Source organism: Methylobacterium sp. 285MFTsu5.1, from assembly GCF_000383455.1.
Lineage (GTDB): Bacteria > Pseudomonadota > Alphaproteobacteria > Rhizobiales > Beijerinckiaceae > Methylobacterium.
The window spans coordinates 442,861-464,531 of the sequence record NZ_KB911271.1; the positions used below are offsets into that span (position 1 = coordinate 442,861).

20 protein-coding genes and 1 tRNA gene are annotated in these 21,671 nt (G+C 69.9%); 17 read left to right on the forward strand and 4 right to left on the reverse strand.

Annotation, left to right across the window (positions count from 1 at the left end):
- Positions 1-3: 3 nt before the first annotated feature.
- The gene (locus tag H288_RS0106340; protein ID WP_020091752.1) at positions 4-660 is read left to right on the forward strand and encodes an antibiotic biosynthesis monooxygenase; all 657 of its coding nucleotides are present in this window, start codon (positions 4-6) and stop codon (positions 658-660) included.
- Between the two features lie 263 nt (positions 661-923).
- On the opposite strand, the gene H288_RS33830 is transcribed toward H288_RS0106340, so the two are convergent.
- A complete protein-coding gene (locus tag H288_RS33830; RefSeq protein ID WP_020091753.1) occupies positions 924-4,169 on the reverse strand; it encodes a PAS domain S-box protein in 3,246 nt (1,081 codons plus the stop codon).
- 519 nt (positions 4,170-4,688) lie between these two features.
- A tRNA-Met gene (locus H288_RS0106355) sits at positions 4,689-4,765 on the reverse strand.
- 259 nt (positions 4,766-5,024) lie between these two features.
- Between H288_RS0106355 and H288_RS0106360 the strand changes: the two genes are divergently transcribed.
- The 8 genes from H288_RS0106360 to guaA all read left to right on the forward strand — a co-directional run bounded on the left by H288_RS0106360 (position 5,025) and on the right by guaA (position 11,927).
- Positions 5,025-5,480: a CHRD domain-containing protein gene (locus H288_RS0106360; protein ID WP_020091755.1), complete on the forward strand. Its 456-nt coding sequence runs from the start codon at positions 5,025-5,027 to the stop codon at positions 5,478-5,480.
- A 75-nt stretch (positions 5,481-5,555) separates the two neighbouring features.
- Positions 5,556-5,894 (forward strand): hypothetical protein, encoded by a 339-nt coding sequence (locus H288_RS0106365; protein WP_020091756.1) that lies wholly within the window; start codon positions 5,556-5,558, stop codon positions 5,892-5,894.
- A gap of 114 nt (positions 5,895-6,008) precedes the next feature.
- The gene (locus H288_RS0106370; protein WP_020091757.1) at positions 6,009-6,914 is read left to right on the forward strand and encodes an aldo/keto reductase; all 906 of its coding nucleotides are present in this window, start codon (positions 6,009-6,011) and stop codon (positions 6,912-6,914) included.
- Positions 6,904-7,659 (forward strand): NADPH-dependent F420 reductase, encoded by a 756-nt coding sequence (locus H288_RS0106375; protein WP_020091758.1) that lies wholly within the window; start codon positions 6,904-6,906, stop codon positions 7,657-7,659. Before H288_RS0106370 ends, H288_RS0106375 begins: the two co-directional genes overlap by 11 nt.
- A gap of 108 nt (positions 7,660-7,767) precedes the next feature.
- Positions 7,768-9,135: an MFS transporter gene (locus tag H288_RS0106380; protein ID WP_020091759.1), complete on the forward strand. Its 1,368-nt coding sequence runs from the start codon at positions 7,768-7,770 to the stop codon at positions 9,133-9,135.
- Between the two features lie 239 nt (positions 9,136-9,374).
- Positions 9,375-9,767 (forward strand): hypothetical protein, encoded by a 393-nt coding sequence (locus H288_RS0106390; RefSeq protein ID WP_026604729.1) that lies wholly within the window; start codon positions 9,375-9,377, stop codon positions 9,765-9,767.
- On the forward strand, positions 9,764-10,183 hold the full coding sequence (locus tag H288_RS0106395) for a hypothetical protein (protein ID WP_020091761.1): 420 nt from the start codon (positions 9,764-9,766) through the stop codon (positions 10,181-10,183). Before H288_RS0106390 ends, H288_RS0106395 begins: the two co-directional genes overlap by 4 nt.
- Before the next feature lie 187 nt (positions 10,184-10,370).
- On the forward strand, positions 10,371-11,927 hold the full coding sequence (gene guaA, locus H288_RS0106400) for a glutamine-hydrolyzing GMP synthase (protein ID WP_020091762.1): 1,557 nt from the start codon (positions 10,371-10,373) through the stop codon (positions 11,925-11,927).
- A 129-nt stretch (positions 11,928-12,056) separates the two neighbouring features.
- Here the strand turns inward: guaA and H288_RS0106405 are convergent, their stop codons facing one another.
- Complete coding sequence (locus H288_RS0106405) at positions 12,057-12,749, reverse strand: GDSL-type esterase/lipase family protein (protein ID WP_020091763.1); 693 nt, start codon at positions 12,747-12,749, stop codon at positions 12,057-12,059.
- Complete coding sequence (gene tsaA, locus H288_RS0106410) at positions 12,746-13,255, reverse strand: tRNA (N6-threonylcarbamoyladenosine(37)-N6)-methyltransferase TrmO (protein WP_042674310.1); 510 nt, start codon at positions 13,253-13,255, stop codon at positions 12,746-12,748. Before tsaA ends, H288_RS0106405 begins: the two co-directional genes overlap by 4 nt.
- Before the next feature lie 125 nt (positions 13,256-13,380).
- On the opposite strand from tsaA, the gene H288_RS0106415 reads away from it, so the two are divergent.
- The 8 genes from H288_RS0106415 to H288_RS0106450 all read left to right on the forward strand — a co-directional run bounded on the left by H288_RS0106415 (position 13,381) and on the right by H288_RS0106450 (position 21,613).
- Positions 13,381-14,874, forward strand: a complete 1,494-nt coding sequence (locus H288_RS0106415) for an AMP nucleosidase (RefSeq protein WP_020091765.1) — start codon at positions 13,381-13,383, stop codon at positions 14,872-14,874.
- A gap of 155 nt (positions 14,875-15,029) precedes the next feature.
- Positions 15,030-15,608, forward strand: a complete 579-nt coding sequence (locus tag H288_RS0106420) for a hypothetical protein (RefSeq protein WP_020091766.1) — start codon at positions 15,030-15,032, stop codon at positions 15,606-15,608.
- Between the two features lie 224 nt (positions 15,609-15,832).
- Positions 15,833-17,134, forward strand: coding sequence for an SLC13 family permease (locus H288_RS0106425; RefSeq protein WP_020091767.1), 1,302 nt, complete (start codon positions 15,833-15,835; stop codon positions 17,132-17,134).
- 129 nt (positions 17,135-17,263) lie between these two features.
- Positions 17,264-17,665 carry a succinate dehydrogenase, cytochrome b556 subunit gene (sdhC, locus tag H288_RS0106430; RefSeq protein WP_026604731.1) on the forward strand — a complete coding sequence of 134 codons (402 nt, stop codon included), beginning with the start codon at positions 17,264-17,266 and terminating at the stop codon, positions 17,663-17,665.
- A 10-nt stretch (positions 17,666-17,675) separates the two neighbouring features.
- Entirely contained in the window at positions 17,676-18,095 is a 420-nt protein-coding gene (sdhD, locus tag H288_RS0106435) for a succinate dehydrogenase, hydrophobic membrane anchor protein (protein ID WP_020091769.1), read from the forward strand.
- Between the two features lie 31 nt (positions 18,096-18,126).
- A complete protein-coding gene (sdhA, locus tag H288_RS0106440) occupies positions 18,127-19,944 on the forward strand; it encodes a succinate dehydrogenase flavoprotein subunit (protein WP_020091770.1) in 1,818 nt (605 codons plus the stop codon).
- Positions 19,945-20,029: 85 nt separating this feature from the next.
- A complete protein-coding gene (locus H288_RS0106445; protein WP_020091771.1) occupies positions 20,030-20,854 on the forward strand; it encodes a succinate dehydrogenase iron-sulfur subunit in 825 nt (274 codons plus the stop codon).
- Between the two features lie 171 nt (positions 20,855-21,025).
- On the forward strand, positions 21,026-21,613 hold the full coding sequence (locus tag H288_RS0106450) for an AprI/Inh family metalloprotease inhibitor (RefSeq protein WP_020091772.1): 588 nt from the start codon (positions 21,026-21,028) through the stop codon (positions 21,611-21,613).
- The last annotated feature ends 58 nt before the right edge of the window (positions 21,614-21,671 follow it).

The following is a 21,671-nucleotide window of genomic DNA, read 5'->3' on the forward strand; positions in this document are numbered from 1 at the left end:
CCCATGTTCTCCGTCATCTTCGAAGTCCGACCCGGCGACGGTCGCAAGGACGCCTATCTGGAACACGCGCGCGTGCTGAAGCCTGAGCTCGAGGGCATCGACGGCTTCATCGACAACGAGCGCTTCACGAGCCGGACGCGGCCGGGCTGGGTCCTTTCGCACTCGACGTGGCGGGACGAGAAGTCGGTGATCCGCTGGCGCACCCATGCCGGTCATCACCTGATCCAGGGGAAAGGCCGGTCCGAGGTGTTCGCGGACTACCATCTCCGCGTCGGCGAGGTGACGGCTGACACCCACCCGCCGGCGGGACATCGGGTCCGCGAGCAACGCCTCGATGAGACGGAAGTCGGCCAAGCCAAGGCCTGTACACTGTCGGAGGCGATGTCGGCGGACCGGCCCACGCCCTTCGATGTCGACCTCATGGCCATGCTCGGTCTCGACCAGCGGACCGAGGGGCTGGTGAGTTGGGACGCGTTCGATTCCTTCACCAATCCAGGAAAGGTGCTGGTGCTGCTGTCGTGGAGAGATGCCGGCGCGGCGAACGCCGTCTCATCGGTCGCCGGCACGCGCCTCCGAGCTGTTCGGATCATTCGCGACTACGGGATGTTCGACAGGCGTGAGAGCCCGCAATATCACCCGGCCGTGCAAGCCCCGGGATAGGGCCCGACGACGAGAACCGGGCATCAACACCTTCGGCGTCGCTCCGTCATCGGTCTCGCGAATGCGGACCCGGTGGCACGACGCGGTCGTCCCGCGGCCTGCCCTGCGATCATGTGCGCGACCGGCCCGGGGAACCGGATCACGGACGAGGCGACCGATCCACGAGGCGGTCACCTCGCTGGCGGCACCCCAGGGCTCGCCCGCTCCCGTTGCACGAGCAGTCGGCTGCCCTCTGGGGGCGCGGCCCTTTCGGACGAGGGGGTTCAAGTCTCGGCGATGAGGTCCTTGATGCGGGAGGCGAGGGTCTCCAGCACGAACGGCTTGGTCAAGACCTGCATCCCGGGCCGAAGGTAGCCGTTCCCGAGCACGGCGTTCTCCGCGTACCCGGTGATGAACAGCACCTTCAGGTCCGGTCGCCGCTCGCGGCCGGCGTCCGCCATCTGTCGCCCGTTCATGCCCCCCGGCAGGCCAACATCCGTCACCAGCAGATCGATGCGCACGTCCGACTGCAGCACCTTCAGGCCGGCGACGCTGTCGGCGGCCTCGATGGCGGTGTAGCCCAGGTCCTCCAGCACCTCGGTGACCAGCATGCGCACCGAGGGCTCGTCGTCGACGACCAGCACCGTCTCGCCCTGGCCCGCTTGCTCGACCTCGGAAAGCCTGCGCGCGACCGCGTCCTCGTCGGCCTCGCCGTAGTGCCGCGGCAGGTAGAGGCAGACCGTCGTCCCCGCGCCGACCTCGGAGTAGATCCGCACCTGCCCGCCGGACTGCTTGGCGAAGCCGTAGACCATGGACAGGCCGAGGCCCGTGCCCTCGCCGGTGGGCTTTGTGGTGAAGAACGGCTCGAACACCTTTCCGATCAGGTCCGGCGCCATGCCGGTGCCGGTGTCGGTCACGCAGACGCCGAGATACTGGCCGGGCGCGAGGTCGTGCTGGCGGCCGCCGACCTCGTCGATCCACCTGTTGGCGGTCTCGATGGTGATGCGACCACCGTCCGGCATCGCGTCGCGGGCGTTGATGCACAGGTTGAGCAGCGCGTTCTCCAGCTGGCCCGGGTCGATCAGCGCCGGCCACAGCCCCGCGAGACCGACGACCTCCAAGTGGACGGCCGGACCGACGGTGCGCCGGACCAGCTCCTCCATGTCGTGGACGAGGCGGTTCACGTTGGTGGGTTTGGGGTCGAGGGTCTGGCGGCGGGAGAAGGCCAGCAGGCGATGCGTCAGGGCGGCGGCCCGCTTGGCCGCGCCCTGGGCGACGCTCATGTAGCGGTCGAGGTCACCCATCCGCCCCTGGCTCATCCGCGTCTGCATCAGTTCCAGGGAACCGGAGATGCCCGCGAGCAGGTTGTTGAAATCGTGTGCGAGGCCGCCGGTCAGCTGGCCGACCGCCTCCATCTTCTGCGACTGCCGCAGAGCCTCCTCCGTCTTGGCCAGCGCCTCGGCCTGCTGCTTGATCTCGGTCACGTCGCGCACGGACGAGTAGATCAGCCCGTCGCGGGGCACCGCGTTCCAGGACAGCCAGACATAGCTGCCGTCCTTGCGGCGGTAGCGGTTCTCGAACGTGAGCTGGGCCTCCCCGCGCGACAGTCCCCCCGCCGCCGCCACGGTCGACGCGACGTCGTCGGGGTGGACGAAATCGAGGAACGGCCGCGCCTTCATGTCGGCGTCGGTCCACCCGAGGGTTCGCGACCAGGCCGGGTTGAGGCCGACGAAGTAGCCGTCGAGGTTGGCCACGCAGAGCAGGTCGGACGAGGCCTGCCAGATCTGGTCGCGCTCGGCGGTCCGGACGGCGACCTGGCGGGCGAGGTCGGCCTCCGTCTGCACCCGGACGGTCACGTCCTGCACGAAGACGTGGAAACCGTCGACGCGGCCGCCGGCGGTCCGTCGCGGCAGGTAGCGGATCTCGGCGACGCGGTGGCGCCCGTCGCGGTGCGGCCAGTCCGTCTCGAAGGTGACGGGCTCACCCCCGAGCGCCCGATCGATGAAGGGTCGCCGCACGGCGTAGGCGGCCGGGCCGAGCAGCGCGTGGACATCGCGTCCGACGACATCGCCGGGCGGGGCGGAAAACCAGTCCTTGTAGGCCTCGTTGGCGAAGCGGTAGACGTGGCCGGCGTCGATGAACGCGATCAGCACCGGCAGCGCGTCGGTGATGAGCCGGAGCTCGCGCGCGCTGGCCTCCGCCAGCAACTCGGCGCTCCTGCGCGCGGTGATGTCGCTGAAGAAGACCGCGACGCGGTGGTCGCGCGGGTCCCCGACCCGATGCGCACGCACGTCGAACCAGCGCCCGAACACGGCGGCGTAGTTCTCGAAATGGGCGGGTTCCCCGGTCAGGGCGACGCGGCCGTAGCTGTCGAACCAGTGCCGTTCGAGGTCGGGCGCGAACGTGCTGACCCAGCGGCCGGCGACGTCGGCCCCCGTCTGCCGGGCGAAGGCCGGATTGGCCTCCTCGATCAGGTAATCGACCGCCCGTCCGTCCGCGTCGAACCGCATCATGAGGATGCAGAACCCGACCTCGACCGTCTCGAACAGCGTCCGGTAACGGGCCTCGCTCTCCTGCAGCGCCGCCTCGGCCAGGCGGCGGTCGTGGATGTCCTCAACCACCCCGTACCAGGCCACGATGGCGCCGGCTCCGTCGCGGCGGGGACGCGCGCGCGCCCGCATCCAGCGGTACGTGCCGGTCGCCGCGATGTTGATGCGATAGTCCACGTCGACCGGCTCGCCCGAGGCGAGACAGGCCGAGAACACCGCGACCGTGTGGGGGACGTCCTCCGGATGCAGGGCCTTCATCCAGCCCGCGCCGTCGGGTTCGCCGGGTGCCTGGCCCGTCAGTTCCAGCCAGCGGTTCGAGTATGAGGTGATGTTGCCCGCCGGGTCGCAGGTCCACGGCACCTGGGGATTCAGTTCGACGGTATGCCGGAGGTGGGCCTCGCGCTCCCTCAGCGCCCTCGCGGCCAGATGCTCGGCCGTGCGGTCGCGGACAATCTTGGTGAACCCGCGATGCGCACCGGCCTCGTCGAGCAGCGGCATCATCTCGCCCGACGTCCAGACGCGACTGCCGTCCTTGCGGAGGTGCCAGCGCTCGACGGAGGCGCGCGCCTCGCTCGTCGCGAGCCGCATCTCGGCCTCAGGGCGCCCCTCCGCACGGTCCTCGGGCGTGAAGATCCGGTCGGCGGGCTGCCCGCGCATCTCCTCCGACGTCCAACCGAAGATCCGCTCGGCGCCGGGGTTCCAGTCGATGACCGAGCCGTCGCGGTCGGTGACGACGATGGCGAAGTCCCTGACGTTGTCGAAGACGACCCGGTGGCGCCATTCGCTCGCTGGCGCGTCCTGCCCGGCGGTCCGATGCACCGGGCGCACCTCCCGGCCGACGGTCTCGCCCCCTGCTTCCGGCAGCCTCGAGCGCAGGCGCAGCACCTCCGCCTCAAGTTGCGCGCGCGACATCGCGCCGACGTCCGGGCCGATCGATTTCACCGTCTCCCGAATGGCCGGCGTCTCTTCGAAGTCGTGCATCAGGAGGCCAAGCCATCCAGTCCCGGCCGGTTCCGTTTGGAGAGATCACGGTCGCCCGCCGGTCCGGACCGGCAGCCGCGGTCCGCCCGGCAATCGTGGCCGCCGCGTCATGCGATGGACGGACACCGTCCTGAACTTTCAAGACGGGACGGTGTTCGCCGGCATCAACCTTCGCCTGCCTTAAAGGGTCGCGACCCGATCAGCTGTCGGGCCGGCCGAGATCGAAAGGTCGGTAGCGCTCGACGCGCCGATCTCCGTCCTCGAAAGCAAGCCGTACAAGATCCTGAAGCAAGTCCAGACGTCCATTGCTTCGCGGCAAGCGAGACGGGATTGAAAAGTGAGTGGCTTCGCGTGCGACCGAAGCGCTCGAGCGAAGAACTGATTGTGCTAGAGACCGGCCGCTCGCGGAAGGATTTGCGATCCTCAGGATCAGCGTTCCGGCTGCGGCCCAGATCCGACACAGAGGTCGGCACGCTCAGATGAGACTTGAAATTTATAGACGTCGACTAATGAAACTGTTGGTAGCGAGGGAGGGATTTGAACCCCCGACACAAGGATTATGATTCCTCTGCTCTAACCAGCTGAGCTACCCCGCCACGAGCCGCGACCGTCCATCGAGACGATGCGTGCAGTGGCGGCGGTATAGGAAGAGCGGGCGCTCCGTGTCAACGTCTTCCCGTGAGCAAATCGCGCCTCCGGAGGTCGGGCAGGCCGCGTGCCGTCGCGCGCGGGAGGGAAACGCTTGGCTGTCACCGAGAATCGCTCGGCGACAGCCCGTCCGCCATGTCCGACCTGTCCCGGCCCGCTAGGTTTGGCACGGGCCGCTCGACGGCCCGTCAGATCGCGGAGCGTTCGATGACAGCGCGCAAGAGCCATCGCTGGACCACCAGCCTCGCCGCCCTTCTCGTCCTCGGGGTGCCGCTCGCCACGGGTCCGGCATTCGCCGCGGGCAAGGACGTCACCTACCGCGCGGCGCTCACCGGCGGCAGCGAGGTCCCGGCAACCGCGTCCTCCGGCAAGGGCGAGATCACCGCGACCTTCGATCCCGCCACCAAGCGCCTGAGCTGGTCGGGCCAGTACAGCGGCCTCACCGGGCCGGTCACGGCCGCCCATTTCCACGGACCGGCCAAGGCGGGCGAGAATGCCGGCGTGCTCGTGCCGGTGACGGCGGCGAGCAGCCCCTTCACCGGCGAGGCGGCCCTCGATGACGCCAAGGCCGCCGATCTCGAGGCGGGGAAGGTCTACTTCAACCTCCACACCGCCGCGAACCCGAAGGGCGAGATCCGTGGCCAGATGGAGCGCGCACCCTGATCCGGAACGCCGGGAGCCTCGACGTTCCCGGCCGCGCCCGGTAGGCGGATCCCCGTCCACCTGCCGGAGCCTTCGATGAAGCACACCGACGCCATCATCGCCTGGACGCCCGTCCGCTGGGCGGATCTGAAGCCGGAGACCGCCGGGCAGGTCGTCGTCCTGCCCGCGCCAGACGCGGCCGGAGAGGCCAAGCGCTACATGATGCGCGCCGGCGCGAGCTCGTCCGCCCTGGCCACCCTGACGGAGGAGGCCCGCGTCGCGCGCCTGTTCATCGACTTCCAGACCCTGGTCGTCCGCGACGGGATCGATCCGCAGGTCGCCCACCGGGCGTTCCTGGCGATCGACGAGTACCGGTTCCGCATCGCCCCCGATACCGAGGGCGCGGAATTCGAGGACCCGCCCGAGGAAGATTAGACCGAGCCTCGAAGGTGCAGCGCGCATCCCTCGCGGAAGCGTGAGAATTAAGAATACACAGAGCGCGGACGCGCCCTATCTCCCGGCAGGTCCTGAATCCGTCGGAGGCCGGCCATGCCCGTATCCCGTCGCGCCGTCATCGCCGCAGCCGCTATCGCCCCGCTCGCCGGCCGCCTCGCCGCGGCGGCCGAGCCGCTGATCCGCCGCCCGATACCCTCCACCGGCGAGATGCTTCCGGCCATGGGGATCGGCACGTCCCGGCGCTACGAGGTCGAGCCGACGCCCGAGGCGGTGGCGCCTTTGAAGGAGGCGGTGAAGACCTTCGTCGCACTCGGCGGATCGGTGATCGACACGGCCCCGAGCTACGGCACCGCCGAGGACGTCCTCGGCCTGATCCTGGCGGAGCCCGGCCTGCGCCAGAAGATCTTCCTCGCCAGTAAGGTCGACACGACCGGCCGCGACGCGACGCTCGCGGAGTTCGACCGATCGCTGAAGCGCATGAAGGTCGACACCCTCGACCTGGTGGCGGTCCACAACCTGATCGACGTGACCGGGAATCTGGCGGTCCTGCGCGATCTGAAGGCGCAGAAGCGCGTCCGGTACGTCGGCGTCACGGTCTGGCGCGACAACCAGCTCGACGCCCTGGAGGCCGTCATGAAGCGCGAGAGCCTCGACTTCATCCAGGTGAACTACGCCATCGACAACCGTGCCGCCGCGGAGCGCGTACTCCCGCTGGCCGCGGATCGCGGCGTGGCGGTGATGACCAACGTGCCGTTCGGCCGCGATCGCCTGTTCAAGGCGGTCCAGGGCAAGGAGTTGCCGGCGGTCGCCAAGGATCTCGGCTGCGCGAGCTGGCCGCAGTTCTTCCTGAAATACGTGCTCGGCAACCCGGCCGTGACCTGCCCGATCCCCGGCATGGCGAAGGCCGCCTATGTCGAAGACAACCTCGGGGCCGCGCGGGGCAAGCTGCCCGACGCGGCGCAGCGCAAGCAGATGGAGACGTTCATCGATGCGGTCTGATCTCACCTCGCGCCGCGCAGCGCTCGCCCTCGCGGCCGGCCTCGCCGTGGCCGCCGCTCTTCCCGCTTCCGTGCCCGCCGCGGCCCAGGACGGCGCGAAGAAGATCCGGATCGGCGTGATCGGCGCCGGGAACATCGGCGGCACGATCGGGTCGCTCTGGGTCAAGGACGGCCACGAGGTCATGTTCGCCTCCCGCCACCCGGAGCAGCTCGCCGCGATGGTCTCGGAGCTCGGGCCCAAGGCCAGGGCCGGCACGCCCGAGGAGGCGATCGAGTTCGGCGACGCCGTGTTCATCGCCGTCCCCTACAAGGCCTATCCGGACCTCGCGAAGGAGATCGGCCCGTCCCTCAAGGGGAAGGTCGTGCTCGATGCCGGCAACGCCACGCAGAAGCGCGACGGCGCGCTCTACGACGAGGTCCAGGCCAGCGGGATCGGCGCGACCTCGGCCAAGTACTTCCCCGGCGCCAAGATCGTGCGCGCCTTCAATGCGGCCAATTACAAGATCTTCGCCAAGGAGGGCGCGGACGGCGGCAAGGGTCGTGCGGGCGGGCGGATGGCGATCCCGATCGCCGGGGACGACCCGGAGGCGCTGAAGGTCGCCGAGGGCCTCGTCCGCGACGCCGGGTTCGACCCGGTGGTGGTCGGCCCGCTCAAGGATGCCGACAAGTTCGCCATGGGCAGCCCGGGCTTCGGTCACGACGTCACCGCGCCGGAGATGCGCGAGAAACTCGGACTGGCGAAGTAGGCGCGTCGTCCGGCCCCTCGCCGGGCCCCGCAACGGCGAGGGGTCCGACCGAGCCTTCCCCGAGGGAGGCCCGTCCGGGGAAGAAGCCCATTCCGGTGAGATCGGCCCATGCCTGAACCCGCCCGCGGCACGCTCGCGCGCCTGATCGACGTTCAGCCCGGCGAGGGCCGCGCTCTGGCCTGGTCCTGGGCCTACATCTTCTCGATCCTGGCCGCCTACTACGTGCTGCGCCCGATCCGGGACCAGATGGGCGTCGCCGGCGGCATCGAGAACCTGCCCTGGCTGTTCACCGCCACCCTCGTGGGGATGCTCGCCCTCAACCTGCCCTTCGCCTACCTGGTGAAACGGATGCCGCGGGCGCGGTTCGTGCCGATCACGTACCGGTTCTTCGCGGCCAACATCCTGGCCTTCGCGCTGACGCTCTACCTCGCGCCCGCCGAGTGGGGCGTGTGGATCGGCCGGGTGTTCTTCGTCTGGCTGTCGATCTTCAACCTGTTCGTGGTCTCGATCTTCTGGGCGACGATCGTCGACGTGTTCTCGAACGCCCAGGGCAAGCGATTGTTCGGCTTCATCGCGGCCGGCGCGACGCTCGGCGCCATCGCGGGCTCGGCGACCACGGCGATCCTGGCCAAGAACGTCCCGACCTGGGGCCTGATGCTGTGCGCGGTGGTGCTCCTCGAGGTCGCGGTGTTCTGCATGCGCGGGCTCGCCGCGCTGTCGACGCAGCTGCACGAGGTGCCGGGCCGCGACGGGGGCGCCGAGGACGGGCAGGACCGGACGATCGGCGGCAGCGTGCTCGCCGGCGTCACCCGGACTCTCGCATCGCCCTACCTGCTCAACATCTCGCTGTTCCTGCTGCTGTTCTCGGTGACCTCGACGTTCCTGTACTTCGAGCAGGCGGGCATCGCGAAGCGGAGCTTCCCGGACCGCGGCGCGCAGACGGCGTTCTTCGCCAGCGTCGACCTCGCGGTGAACGTCCTCACGCTGGGCATCCAGCTGTTCCTCACGGGCCGGATCGTGAACCGAATCGGCGTCGCCCTCACGCTGGCGATCCTCCCGGCCTTCAGCATCCTCGGCTTCGCGGCGCTCGCGCTCTGGCCGACGATCGGCGTCATCGTGGCGTTCCAGGTGCTCCGCCGGGCCGGGAACTTCGCGATCGCCCGGCCGGTGCGCGAGGTGCTGTTCACCGTCGTCCCCCGGGAGGACCGCTACAAGGCGAAGAGCTTCATCGACACGGTGGTCTACCGGTTGGGCGATCAGGTCGGCGCGTGGTCGTTCACCGGCATCCAGGGCATGGGGCTCGGCAGCGCCAGCGTGGCCGGCGCCGCGATCCCGCTGTCGATGGCGTGGCTCGTGAACAGCGTCTGGCTCGGGCGCGCGCAGGAGCGGCGGCGGGCTGAGCAGGCGGCGGAGCCGGGCATCGAGCCCGAACGGACCGCGCCGGTCGGCCGTGCGGCCGCTTCGCCCGGCGGGTGAGCGCCGTTTCGCCCCGCCTATCGATGCCGCATGAAGTCCCAGACCAGATAGGCCGGGAACGGCAGCATGATCGCGAAGAAGATCCAGTCGAACATCTGAGGCATCAAGCCGTCTCCCGCTCGGTCCCCCCTGGTTCTACCGGCTTCCCGAGGTGAAGTTCCGCGCGGCCGCGGCGGCCGTTAAGAGGCGGTTTACCCTGACGGGTGAGGTATCGCGCTCGTTCCGGGCGGGAGAGTGACATGGCGGGACCCGCATGGTCGGCGCCGCGGCGCCGGTGGCGTGCCGCCGATCCCGCGATGGCGCTGGTCGGGCTCCTCGCCCTGACACCGGCACCCGTCGCCGCGCAAGAGCCACTCTTCATCCGCATCCGCCCGCTGCCGGACGCCGAGGCGGCGCGCCTCGCCCGGGAGATGCTCTGGGCCCGCCGGCAGGCTCATGCCCGCGCGGTGATCGAATCGGTCTGCACCGGCTGCCTGGGCGCTTGGAAGCCCGAACCTGTCCCGCCACCGACGCCTGCGCCCGCGCAGGACAGGATTGCGAACCTCACCGTTCCGATAGGGGTTGAACTCGACCCCGGCTCCGGGGCATCCGAGCCCGGTCCCGATCCATCGACCTCCGAGAGGCATCCATGACGCAAGCGCATCCGACCAGCGGCGCCGAGCCCGAAGTCGATTGCCCGGTGACCCTCGAGGTTCTGGGCTCTGTGTACCGGGCCGACGATTTCGACCTGCCGCTGATCCTGGAGCAGATCCCGCCGCTGAAGCGCGCGCAGCTCGCCGCCTACCTCTACGGCAAGAGCCACATGCACAAGCTCGGGCTGAAGGTCGCCCGTTCCTGCGAGCGCGACGACCTGATCCGCGTGGCGGGAGAGATCGGCTCGGTGATCCACGGCCAGGCGCATTTGAAGCCGTCGCGACCGACTCCCGAGCCCGCCCCGCAGCTGCGCGCCAAGACCCCGCCCGGCCAGAAGAAGGTGAGCCTCGCCGGCGCCGCCGCGAAACCCGCGATCAGCCTCGGTGGCTCGGCCAAGGTCCGCAACTTCGACTGAGAGCTGGCGCGCGTCGGGCCAGCCGAGACCGCCGCGCGCGGCTGGCCGCGCCGGCACCGACGGGGCGACGGCGACGCGCGGGACCTGACGGTCGGGTCCGGCATTCCGTCGGTGACGGCACGTCGGAAGGCCGGACAATCCGGACTTGTGCGTTGCACGCGCCGCGGGCTTCGGATAATCGCCCGCGATGAACACCGACCACGACAAGATCCTGATCGTCGATTTCGGCTCTCAGGTGACGCAGCTCATCGCCCGCCGGGTGCGCGAGGAGGGCGTCTACTGCGAGATCGTGCCCTTCACGAAGGCCGAGGCCGCGTTCCGCGAGCAGAAGCCCAAGGGCGTAATCCTCTCCGGCGGCCCCGAATCGGTGACCGTCGCGGCCTCGCCCCGCGCGCCCCAACTCGTGTTCGATTCGGGCGTCCCGGTCTTCGGCATCTGCTACGGCCAGCAAACCATGGCGGCCCAGCTCGGCGGCGCCGTCGAGGGCGGCCACCACGCGGAGTTCGGCCGCGCCGAGGTCGAGATCCTGGCCGACTGCCCGCTGTTCAAGGGCGTCTGGCACAAGGGCGAGAAATACCCGGTCTGGATGAGCCACGGTGATCGCGTCACCAAGCTGCCGGACGGCTTCACCACCGTGGCGATCTCCAGGAACGCCCCCTTCGCGGCGGTTGCCGACGAGGCCCGCAACTACTACGCGGTCCAGTTCCACCCGGAGGTGGCGCACACGCCCCACGGCGCCCTGCTGATCCGCAACTTCGTGCGCGATGTCGCGGGCTGCTCGGGCGACTGGACCATGGGCGCCTACCGCGAAGAGGCCATCGCCAAGATCCGCGAGCAGGTCGGCTCCGAGAAGGTGATCTGCGGCCTGTCGGGCGGCGTCGATTCGGCCGTGGCGGCGGTGCTGATCCACGAGGCGATCGGCGATCAGCTGACCTGCGTGTTCGTCGACCACGGGCTCCTGCGCCTCGGCGAGGCCGAGCAGGTCGTGGCACTGTTCCGCGACCACTACAACATCCCGCTGGTCCACGTGGAGGCGTCGGGGATGTTCCTCGCGGCTCTGGAGGGCGTCAGCGACCCGGAAATAAAACGCAAGACGATCGGCCGCCTGTTCATCGACGTTTTCGAGGCTGAATCAAAGAAGATCGGCGGGGCGAAGTTCCTCGCGCAGGGCACGCTCTACCCCGACGTGATCGAGAGCGTGTCGTTCACCGGCGGCCCGTCCGTGACCATCAAGAGCCACCACAATGTCGGCGGCCTGCCCGAGCGCATGAACATGAAGCTCGTGGAGCCGCTGCGCGAGCTTTTCAAGGACGAGGTCCGGGTGCTCGGCAAGGAGCTCGGCCTGCCCGAGGGCTTCGTCGGCCGCCACCCGTTCCCGGGCCCGGGCCTTGCGATCCGCTGCCCCGGCACGATCACCGGCGAGAAGCTGGAGGCCCTGCGCAAGGCCGACGCGATCTACCTCGACGAGATCCGGCAGGCCGGCCTCTACGACACGATCTGGCAGGCCTTCGCGGTGATCCTGCCGGTGAAGACCGTCGGCGTGATGGGCGACGGGCGCACCTACGACCACGTCTGCGCGCTGCGCGCCGTCACCTCGGTCGACGGCATGACCGCCGACTTCTACCCGTTCGACATGGCCTTCCTGGGCCGGGTCGCGACCCGGATCATCAACGAGGTGAAGGGCATCAACCGGGTGACCTACGACATCACCTCGAAGCCGCCTGGCACGATCGAGTGGGAGTGAGCCGGCGTCCGGCCCGATCCCGCGCCGTCATCGCGAGCGGAGCGAAGCGACCCAGAGCAGCATGACGCTTCGATCCGTGTCGCGCTCCTGGATTGCTTCGCTCCGCTCGCGATGACGCGGCGCCGGTCCTCACGGGGTGCAGAGCGCCGGCTCGACCGCCTTCAGCGCCGGCCGGAACGCCGCGAGGTGCAGCCCGTCGCGCAGGGCGCCGGGCTTGGCGTAGCCCGTATCGCCGTCGCGAAGGGCGGCGAACGGATCCGTGAAGACGCAGCCGAGCCGCCCGCAGAGGTTCTGCAACCGGCGCGAGTAATCCGCGACCGCGCCGGCATCGACCAGCTTGCCGATCTCGCGACCGACCGGGGGGAGGGCGGTCACCACGACGCGCGAGCTGAGGGTCTGCAGCCGCTTGACGATCGTCTCGGCGGCGGCCTCGAACTGCTCCGTCGGCTTGTGCAGCTGCGGGTTGTTCTTCACCAGGATGTCGTTGGTCCCGATAGTCAGGACCGCGAGCCGGGGCTGCACCTTGAAGGTCAGGCGCGCGAGATAGTCCGCATAGCTGCCCGCGGTCGCGCCGCTGATCCCGCCGTTGAGGAAATCGAGCCCGCAGGGGCGCTGGCTACCGGGCTGCAGCTCCACCTGGGAATCGCCGGCCCAGAACACGTAGTCCGGCGGCGCCTCGTCGAGGCTGACCTGCACGGCGATCAGGCGCATCTCGGCGTAGGCCCGCGCGTCGGCCCCCGGCCGATGCAGGCGCCACCCGGCGAAGCCGCCGATCGCCAGGAGGGCGAGCCCGCCGAGAACGAGGGAAACGACGCGCTTCACGGCTCGGCCCCGGCCCGGTCGACCCGGGCGTCGGGCCGCGCGTCCGTCGAGGCGTAGTAGGGCTTGATGTCGAGGAGCGGCGTGCCGTCGAGGCAGTCGAGCCCGCGCACGCGGAGCGTGTCGCCGACGCGGCCGAGCAGTTCCACGACCGACAGGGCGATCGGGTTGGGACGGGCGGGCGAGCGCAGGGAGAACGTGCCCCTGGGGCCGTCGGCGTGGCGCGGCCGCTGGATCACGAGGCCGCGGGTCGCCCGGTCCATCCAGTAGAGGAGGATCAGGTGCGTGCAGCCCGTGACGTTGCGCAGGCCGGGGGCGTAGGCCGGGTCGACCTCGACGGTGCAGATTGCGTCGGCCTGCAGGCCGTTCTTCGGACAGTCGGACCGCGCCTGCCAGGGCGTGCGCAGTCGGCCGATGAAGTGGAGGCCCGCGTCGAAGGTCGCGGGCAGGGTGGCCCTCTCTTCACCGGGACGGGTCCCGAACTCATCTGCGTCCAGCCCCGTGTCCATGCCCGCGTCCTCGCCGCCGCGCTCCGCGCCGGCCGGCTTGTCGGCCATGTGTCCGCGGCTCGCAACCCCGCATCTCGCCCCCGGATGGCGCGGGGTGTAGATCCGGCAGCAGGAACGGAGGCGACATGATCGAGCGGGAATTGCGGCCGATGCAGGCGGTGGCGGATGCCGCGACCGCCATCGACCGGCTGGTCGAGCTCTACGACGACGCGGCCGGCGCCCTGCGGACCGCGCTGGAGCGCTACCTCGCCGGCGGGCCGCCGCCGGACGCCACGGAGCGTCTCGCCTTCCGCTACCCGGAACTACGGATCAGCTACCGCCCGGACGGGCCGCTGCCCCGGGTCCGGCGCGCCACCGCCAAGCTCCAGGCCGCCGGCACCTACGCCACCACAATCACGCATCCGGGATTCTTCCGGACGTACCTGACCCGCCAGCTGGAGCCGCTGATCGCCGACTACGGCATCGCCCTCGAGGTCGGTCTCAGCGCGCAGGAGATTCCCTATCCCTACGTGCTGGAGGCCGGGCTGGACGCGCGCGGGCGGAGCGTCGACGGCGCGGACCTCGCCACCTATTTCCCGGTGCCGCTCCTGTCGCTCGTGGGCGACGAGATCGCGGACGGGCTGTTCGACCAGATCCCTGGCGAGCCGCTGCCCCTGGCGCTGTTCGACGCGGTTCGGGTCGATTACTCGCTCCGGCGCCTCGTCCATTACACCGGCTGCGACTGGCGCGACGTCCAGCCCTGGATCCTGCTCACCAACTATCACCGCTACGTCGACCAGTTCGTCCGCCACGGCTTGGAGCGGCTCGCCTCGGGCGCGGAGGGGTTCGAGCGGCTGGTCCTGCCGGGCGGCGTGTCCGTGACCCGTGCCGAGGCGGTGGATGCAGACCCGGCCGCTGTGATCGCCGCCTCGCCCTGGCATCGCCATCAGATGCCGGCCTACCACTTGGTGGCGCGCGATTCCGACGGGACCCAGCAGGGCACGACGCTGGTCAATATCGGCGTCGGCCCCTCGAACGCGAAGACGATCACCGACCACCTCGCGGTGCTGCGCCCGGATTGCTGGCTGATGGTCGGCCATTGCGGCGGCCTTCGGCAGTCGCAGACCATCGGCGACTACGTGCTGGCGCACGCCTACCTCCGCCGCGACCGGATCCTCGACGAGCTCGTGCCGCCGGACGTGCCGGTGCCGGCCCTCGCCGAGGTGCAGGTCGCCCTTCAGGACGCCGCCGCCGCGGTGACGGGCGAGCAGGCTGACGCGCTCAAGCGGCGCCTGCGCACCGGCACGGTGGTGACCTACGACGATCGCAACTGGGAACTGCGCTTCAGCCAGGAGCGGCGTCGGATCAACCAGTCCCGCGCCGTGGCGGTGGACATGGAGAGCGGCACGGTCGCCGCCCAGGGCTTCCGCCTGCGCGTTCCCTACGGCGCGCTGCTCTGCGTCTCAGACAAGCCGCTCCACGGCGAGATCAAGCTGCCGGGTGCCGCCAACGCCTTCTACGATCGGGCCGTCTCGGAGCACCTCCGGGTCGGGCTGGCGGCCCTCGACGTTCTTCGGGCCGATCGGCAAGGTCTCCACTCGCGCAAGCTGCGCAGTTTCGATGAACCGCCCTTCCGGTGAGACTTCGTGAAGTCCAGGGTGACGTTCGAGCCCGACGTACATATCGCCAACTCAGCGACCGACTGCCACGCCATCGGTCATACTCAAGCTTGGATACAGCCACCTTAGAGCCGGGTTGAGTGGTTAAAGCACCACACATCAGGCTGAGCTTTCCCATGACTCGTATCGCACTCGTCTCCACCGCCCTCCTGACGGCCGTCGCGTTCGCGCCGACCGTCGCCGATGCCCGCGGCTTCGGCGGCGGTGGCTTCCACGGCGGCGGATTCGGCGGGGGCGGCTTCCACGGTGGCGGTTTCGGCGGCGGCTTCCGCGGCGGCAGTGTCGGCGGCGGGGCGTTCCGGAACGGCGGCTTCGGCGGCGGCGCCTTCCAGAACGGCGTCGGCGGGGCGCGGGTCGGCGGACTGGGCGGCGGCTTCCGCGGGGCCGGGCTCGGCGTGGCCGGCGTCGGCGGCGTCCGGACTGGCGGCCTGCGGGCCGGCGGATATAACCAGGCCGGCCGGTTCGGCGGGGTCGGGAACCGCGGGATCGCCGGTCGCGGCTTCGTCAACCGCGGCTATTACGGCCACCGCTACGGACGCGGCGTCGGCTACGGACTCGCCGGCCTCGGGCTCGGCCTCGGCGTCGGTTACGGCCTGGGCGGTCTCGACTACGGCTACGACAATTGCGCCTACACTTACGGCTACGGCGCCTACGACCCGGCTGCCTGCGACGGCTACTACGGCTACGGCTACTGAGTCAGGCGGCGCGGGTCTCGTCCCCGCGGCGCATCCTCGAAACCGCGCGACGCCCGGCCGGCCTTCGGTCGGGCAATGTCGTGAGGACCCCTGGGCCAGATCGGCCCACCGGATCCACAGCCTTCGCCGCAGGCGAAGGCTCGCTCAACAAGTCCCGAATTGCGAACCGTTCCAATCCGATGAGGATGCCGCTTCCGGCGTAGCGTGGTGCGGGGACGATCGCGGTGAGCGGCGAGGGACTGGTTGCGGCGACGGCGGGGCTGCTCGTGCTGTGCATGGGCCTGTGGGCGACCGCGCTGCTGCCCGAGATCGTCACGGCACTCGCCTTCTTCGGACTGGCGATGCTGCTGCGTCTCGGCTCGGCCGCAACGGTGTTCTCGGGCTTCTCGTCCTCCGCGTTCTGGCTGGTCCTGTCCGGCATGGTAGTGGGGCAGGGCATGACCCGGACCGGCCTGGGCGCCCGGATGGCGCGCACCCTCGCCCTGCGGCTCTCCGGCTCCTACGGCCGCTTCATCGCTGGGCTGGTGACGCTGAGCTTCCTCATCGCCTTCGTCATGCCGTCGAATCTGGGCCGCATTGCCCTGATGATCCCCGTCACCCTCGCACTCTGCGACGCCTTCGGCCTCGCGGCCGGGCGCCCGGGGCGGACGGGTGCGGTCCTAGCCGTCGGCCTCGCCACCCCGATCCTCTCTGCGGCGATCCTGCCCGCCAACGTCCCGAACCTCGTGATGGCCGGCTCGGCCGAGCACCTGCTCGGCCTGCACCTGTCGTACCTCTCTTACTTCCTTCTGCATGCCCCGGTCCTGGCGCTGGTGAAGGGCGTGCTGCTCGTCGGCCTCATCGTCCGGCTGTTCCCGGACAACCTCGGCTCCGCCGCTCCGGCCCTGTCGGACCTTCCCCCGCTGTCCGCGCCCGAGCGGCGCCTCGCGGTGATCCTCGCCTGCACGCTGATCCTCTGGATGACCGACAGCCTCCACGGCCTTGCCCCCGCCTGGGTCGGCCTCGCCGCCGCGGTCGTCTGCCTGCTGCCGCGGATCGGGGTCCTGCCGCCGGAGGCGTTCCAACAGGTGAACCTGCGGACCTGCTTCTACATCGCGGCGCTGCTCGGCCTCGTCGCCCTCGTCAACGAGACCGGGCTCGGCGAGCGCCTCGGCCATCTGCTGCTGACCGTCGCCCCCCTGGCGCACAACGCGCCGACGCAGAACTTCGCGGTGCTCACCGGCATCGCCACGGTGCTGACCCTCCTCGTCACCGCCAACGGCGCCCCGGCCCTGTACACGGCGCTCGCGGGCGAGATGTCGGAGGCGAGCGGCCTGTCACCCTTCGCGGTCGTCTCGCTGCAGGTGATCGGCTACTCGACCCTGTTCTTCCCCTATCAGGCGCCCCCGATCGTGTTCGCCAGCGAGCTCGGGCGGGTCCGTCTCCGGGACGCGACCCGGCTCACCTTGAGCTTCGGTTTCCTGTCGCTCCTCGTGGCGGCGCCGCTCGACTACGCGTGGTGGCGCCTCCTGGGACAGCTGAAGTGACAGAATCGGCAAAGTGTCGCCCCAGAGGGCACATTGCGCCGCACCATGACGGATTGCGGGTTGCCCGCTCAGGCTCTAGCGCTACCAGATTAGAGACGGTCCAGTTCGCAGCTGCGAGGCTTCAACACGATGGCACCCACCGCCCGCCCGACAGTGGCTCAGCCCATGTCGCCGCATCTCCAGATCTATCGCTGGACCTGGACGATGGCGATGTCGGTGTTCCACCGCATCACCGGCACCGCGCTCTACGGCGGGACTGCTCTCGTCGCGATCTGGCTCGTGGCTCTGGCCTCGGGACCGGCCGGCTACTCTTACGTGGCTGGGTTCTTCGGCTCGATCTTCGGGCGCCTGATCCTGTTCGTCTACACGTGGATCCTGATGCACCACATGCTCGGCGGCATCCGGCACCTGATCTGGGACACCGGTGTCGGCTTCGACCGGGAGAAACGCCTCTCGATGGCCCGGCTGACGCTGATCGGCTCGGTGGCCCTCACCCTCGTCATCTGGGCGGTCGCCCTTCTGGTCCGCTGAGGAGGACGACATGGCTAAGGAAGAGGTCCGGCAGGACACGCGCGTCTCGATCCGCACGCCGCGCGCCCGCGTGCGCGGCCTCGGCGTCTCCCATCACGGCGCCGGGCACTGGTGGCTGCAGCGGCTGACCGCCGTCGCCAACGTCGTGCTGATGCTGAGCTTCGTGGTGATCATCGCCAAGATGGCGGGCCGCGGCTACCCGGAGGCGCGGCTCCTCGTCGCGACCCCTCTGGTGTCGATCCTCCTGATCCTGGCGCTACTGTCGGTCACGGTCCACATGCGCCTCGGCATGCAGGTGATCATCGAGGACTACGTGCACGCGCCGGCGACGAAGATCGCGGCGGTGTTCACCAACAACGCCTACGCGGTCGTCGTGGCCGTCGCCTGCCTCTACGCGGTCCTGCGCATCGGCTTCGGACAGCCGGCCTGACCCCGTCAACATCGATCTCGAGGAGCCGAACATGGCCGCCAACGGCACAAACGGCAGCGGGCCTGCCTACACCATCCACGATCACGCCTTCGACGTCGTGATCGTCGGCGCGGGCGGCGCAGGACTGCGCGCCACGGTGGGCTGCTCGGAAGCGGGCCTGCGCACCGCCTGCATCACCAAGGTGTTCCCGACGCGCTCGCACACGGTGGCGGCGCAGGGCGGCATCTCGGCCTCGCTGGGCAACATGGGCCCGGACGACTGGCGCTGGCACATGTACGACACCGTGAAGGGATCGGACTGGCTCGGCGACCAGGACGCCATCGAGTACCTCGTGCGCAACGCGCCCGCCGCCGTCTACGAGCTGGAGCACTGGGGCGTACCGTTCTCCCGCACGGAGGAGGGCAAGATCTACCAGCGCCCGTTCGGCGGCATGACGACCGATTACGGCAAGGGCACCGCCCAGCGCACCTGCGCGGCGGCCGACCGGACCGGCCACGCGATGCTGCACACCCTCTACGGGCAGGCGGTGAAGAACCAGACCGATTTCTTCATCGAGTACTTCGCCCTCGACCTGATCATGGACGACGAGGGCCGCTGCCGCGGCGTCATCGCCCTCGATCAGGCCACCGGCGAGATCCACCGCTTCCGCGCCCAGATGACCATCCTGGCGACCGGCGGCTACGGCCGCGCCTACTTCTCGGCGACCTCCGCCCATACCTGCACGGGCGACGGCAACGCCATGGTGCTGCGCGCCGGCCTGCCGCTGCAGGACATGGAGTTCGTGCAGTTCCACCCGACCGGCATCTACGGCGCGGGCTGCCTGATCACCGAAGGCTCCCGCGGCGAGGGCGGCTACCTCACCAATTCCGAGGGCGAGCGCTTCATGGAGCGCTACGCGCCGTCGGCGAAGGACCTCGCCTCGCGCGACGTGGTCTCGCGCTCCATGACCATGGAGATCCGCGACGGCCGCGGCGTCGGCAAGAACAAGGACCACATCTACCTGCACCTCGACCACCTGGACCCGAAGATCCTGCACGAGCGCCTGCCGGGCATCTCGGAATCCGCGCGGATCTTCGCGGGCGTCGACGTGACCAAGGAGCCGATCCCGGTCATCCCGACGGTCCACTACAACATGGGCGGCATCCCCACGAACTATCACGGCGAGGTGCTGACGCTGCGCGACGGCAACCCCGACACGGTGGTCCCGGGGCTGATGGCGATCGGCGAGGCGGCCTGCGTCTCCGTCCACGGCGCCAATCGCCTCGGCTCGAACTCGCTGATTGACCTCGTGGTCTTCGGCCGCGCCGCCGGCAAGCGCTGCGCCGAGATCGTCGAGCCGAACGGCCGGGCCATGGAGTTGCCCAAGGGCGCGACCGATAAGGCCCTCGAGCGCCTCGACCGGTTCCGCTATGCCAACGGCTCGACGCCGACCGCCGACCTCCGTGCCGAGATGCAGAAGACGATGCAGAACAACTGCGCCGTGTTCCGCACCGGCGAGGTGCTGGAGGAGGGCAAGGGCCTGATCCACAAGGTCTGGAACGCCGCCGCCGACGTGAAGATCACCGACCGGTCGCTGGTCTGGAACACCGACCTCCTGGAGACTCTGGAGTTCGACAACCTGATCGGCCAGGCGGTGGTGACGATGGAATCGGCCGCCAACCGCACGGAATCGCGCGGCGCCCACGCGCGCGAGGACTTCCCGGACCGCGACGACAAGGACTGGATGAAGCACACGCTGTCCTGGCTCGACGAGGGCCAGCACCAAGTGGTCATCGATTACCGCCCGGTCCACACCTACACGATGTCCAACGAGATCCAGTACATCGAGCCCAAGGCGCGCGTGTACTGATCTGCAACTCTGCACAACGACTGCGGCGGCGGGGCCTCACCCCTCCGGCCGCCGCGTCCTGCTCCAGCGGAAGCCGTCGAGAACCATGGCTCAGTTCAACCTTCCGAAGAATTCCCAGATCACCCAGGGCAAGTCCTGGCCGGCCCCGCCCGGCGCCAGGAACCTGCAGACCTTCAAGATCTACCGCTGGAACCCGGATGACGGGGCCAACCCGCGGATCGACACCTATCAGGTCGACCGCGAGGATTGCGGCCCGATGGTCCTCGACGCGCTGCTGTGGATCAAGAACAAGGTCGACCCGACGCTGGTCTTCCGCCGCTCCTGCCGCGAGGGCATCTGCGGCTCCTGCGCGATGAACATCGAGGGGCAGAACGCGCTCGCCTGCACGATGGGCATCGACGAGTGCAAGAGTCCCGACAACGCCCTGCCGGTGATGACCCGCAAGGACAAGGACGGTGCGATCCGGATCTACCCGCTGCCGCACATGCCGGTCCTCAAGGATCTCGTGCCGGACCTGACGAATTTCTACGCCCAGCACGCCGCCATCGAGCCCTGGCTCCAGACCGAGACGCCCGCGCCCGAGAAGGAGTGGCGCCAGACGCCGGAGGACCGCTCCCGCCTCGACGGCCTCTACGAGTGCATCCTGTGCGCGTGCTGCACCACGTCGTGCCCGAGCTACTGGTGGAACGGCGACAAGTTCCTCGGCCCGGCGGCCCTGCTGCAGGCCTATCGCTGGCTGATCGACTCGCGCGACGAGAACACGGGCCACCGCCTCGACGGGCTGCACGACCCGTTCCGGCTGTACCGCTGCCACACGATCATGAACTGCGCCAACACGTGCCCGAAGAGCCTGAACCCGGCGAAGGCCATCGCCGAGATCAAGAAGATGATGGTCGAGCGCACGCTCTGATCGCGCAGTCGAGTCGGGTGTTGAGGCCTGAGGGCCACACCCGGCCGAAAAGGCCGGCTCTCCGCAGCAGAGTTGGTCCGGGCTGAGAGGGCTGCCTTGCGGACAGCGCAATTGCCACGGAGTCAGGATCGAAGCGCCTCCGCGCCGTGAATCCTGACCCGAAGTGGACCGATGCTGCGCCCGAGCCTGTCGACGTTCGCCGTTCTCTGTCTGGCCGCCAGCCTCGGCGCCTGCGCCTCCAGCCGCCTCGACGGGCCGCGCACCCGGGGGCCGTCGCCCCAGGCGTCCCTGGACACGGTGCCGGCCATGCCGTCGGGCACGGTGACGGCGGCCCCGCTGGCGCCGCCGCCCGGCGTCGCGGCGAGCCCCGACGCGCCGCCCCCGCCCGGTGCCCAGGCGGCCGCGCCGCCCGCCGGCGGCCCCACCGTGATCGCCGAGCCGGTCGCCCCGCCGGCGCCGCCGCCGCCGGTCGCCACGGGCGGCCGCTCGTCGGTGGTCGGAAGCTGGGATGCGCGGGACGCGACCGGTGCGAACTGCAAGGTCACGCTCTCGAGCACCCCGGCCCTCGACCTCTACCGGGCGACGGCCGCGGGCTGCGCCAACAAGGATCTCGCGCGGGTCTCGGCCTGGGACTTCCGCGACGGCGAGGTCTACCTCTACCAGCCGGGCGGCTCGGTGGCGGCGCGGCTGCGCCAGGGCGGCGGCGGCCTGGAAGGCGCCCTCACCAAGTCCGGCGCGGCCCTCGCCCTGAACCGCTGAGGCCGGGCGGCGCGACCACGCCGCGCGGTTGGCGCGCGGCGGGAGGCGCTTACATGAG

Bases quoted from the DNA above. Each gene is read 5' to 3' on its own strand.
- H288_RS0106340 (WP_020091752.1), top strand. From the start codon at position 4: ATGTTCTCCGTCATCTTCGAAGTCCGACCCGGCGACGGTCGCAAGGAC.
- H288_RS33830 (WP_020091753.1), bottom strand. From the start codon at position 4,169: ATGCACGACTTCGAAGAGACGCCGGCCATTCGGGAGACGGTGAAATCG.
- H288_RS0106360 (WP_020091755.1), top strand. From the start codon at position 5,025: ATGACAGCGCGCAAGAGCCATCGCTGGACCACCAGCCTCGCCGCCCTT.
- H288_RS0106365 (WP_020091756.1), top strand. From the start codon at position 5,556: ATGAAGCACACCGACGCCATCATCGCCTGGACGCCCGTCCGCTGGGCG.
- H288_RS0106370 (WP_020091757.1), top strand. From the start codon at position 6,009: ATGCCCGTATCCCGTCGCGCCGTCATCGCCGCAGCCGCTATCGCCCCG.
- H288_RS0106375 (WP_020091758.1), top strand. From the start codon at position 6,904: ATGCGGTCTGATCTCACCTCGCGCCGCGCAGCGCTCGCCCTCGCGGCC.
- H288_RS0106380 (WP_020091759.1), top strand. From the start codon at position 7,768: ATGCCTGAACCCGCCCGCGGCACGCTCGCGCGCCTGATCGACGTTCAG.
- H288_RS0106390 (WP_026604729.1), top strand. From the start codon at position 9,375: ATGGCGGGACCCGCATGGTCGGCGCCGCGGCGCCGGTGGCGTGCCGCC.
- H288_RS0106395 (WP_020091761.1), top strand. From the start codon at position 9,764: ATGACGCAAGCGCATCCGACCAGCGGCGCCGAGCCCGAAGTCGATTGC.
- guaA (WP_020091762.1), top strand. From the start codon at position 10,371: ATGAACACCGACCACGACAAGATCCTGATCGTCGATTTCGGCTCTCAG.
- tsaA (WP_042674310.1), bottom strand. From the start codon at position 13,255: ATGGACACGGGGCTGGACGCAGATGAGTTCGGGACCCGTCCCGGTGAA.
- H288_RS0106415 (WP_020091765.1), top strand. From the start codon at position 13,381: ATGATCGAGCGGGAATTGCGGCCGATGCAGGCGGTGGCGGATGCCGCG.
- H288_RS0106420 (WP_020091766.1), top strand. From the start codon at position 15,030: ATGACTCGTATCGCACTCGTCTCCACCGCCCTCCTGACGGCCGTCGCG.
- sdhC (WP_026604731.1), top strand. From the start codon at position 17,264: ATGGCACCCACCGCCCGCCCGACAGTGGCTCAGCCCATGTCGCCGCAT.
- sdhD (WP_020091769.1), top strand. From the start codon at position 17,676: ATGGCTAAGGAAGAGGTCCGGCAGGACACGCGCGTCTCGATCCGCACG.
- sdhA (WP_020091770.1), top strand. From the start codon at position 18,127: ATGGCCGCCAACGGCACAAACGGCAGCGGGCCTGCCTACACCATCCAC.
- H288_RS0106445 (WP_020091771.1), top strand. From the start codon at position 20,030: ATGGCTCAGTTCAACCTTCCGAAGAATTCCCAGATCACCCAGGGCAAG.
- H288_RS0106450 (WP_020091772.1), top strand. From the start codon at position 21,026: ATGCTGCGCCCGAGCCTGTCGACGTTCGCCGTTCTCTGTCTGGCCGCC.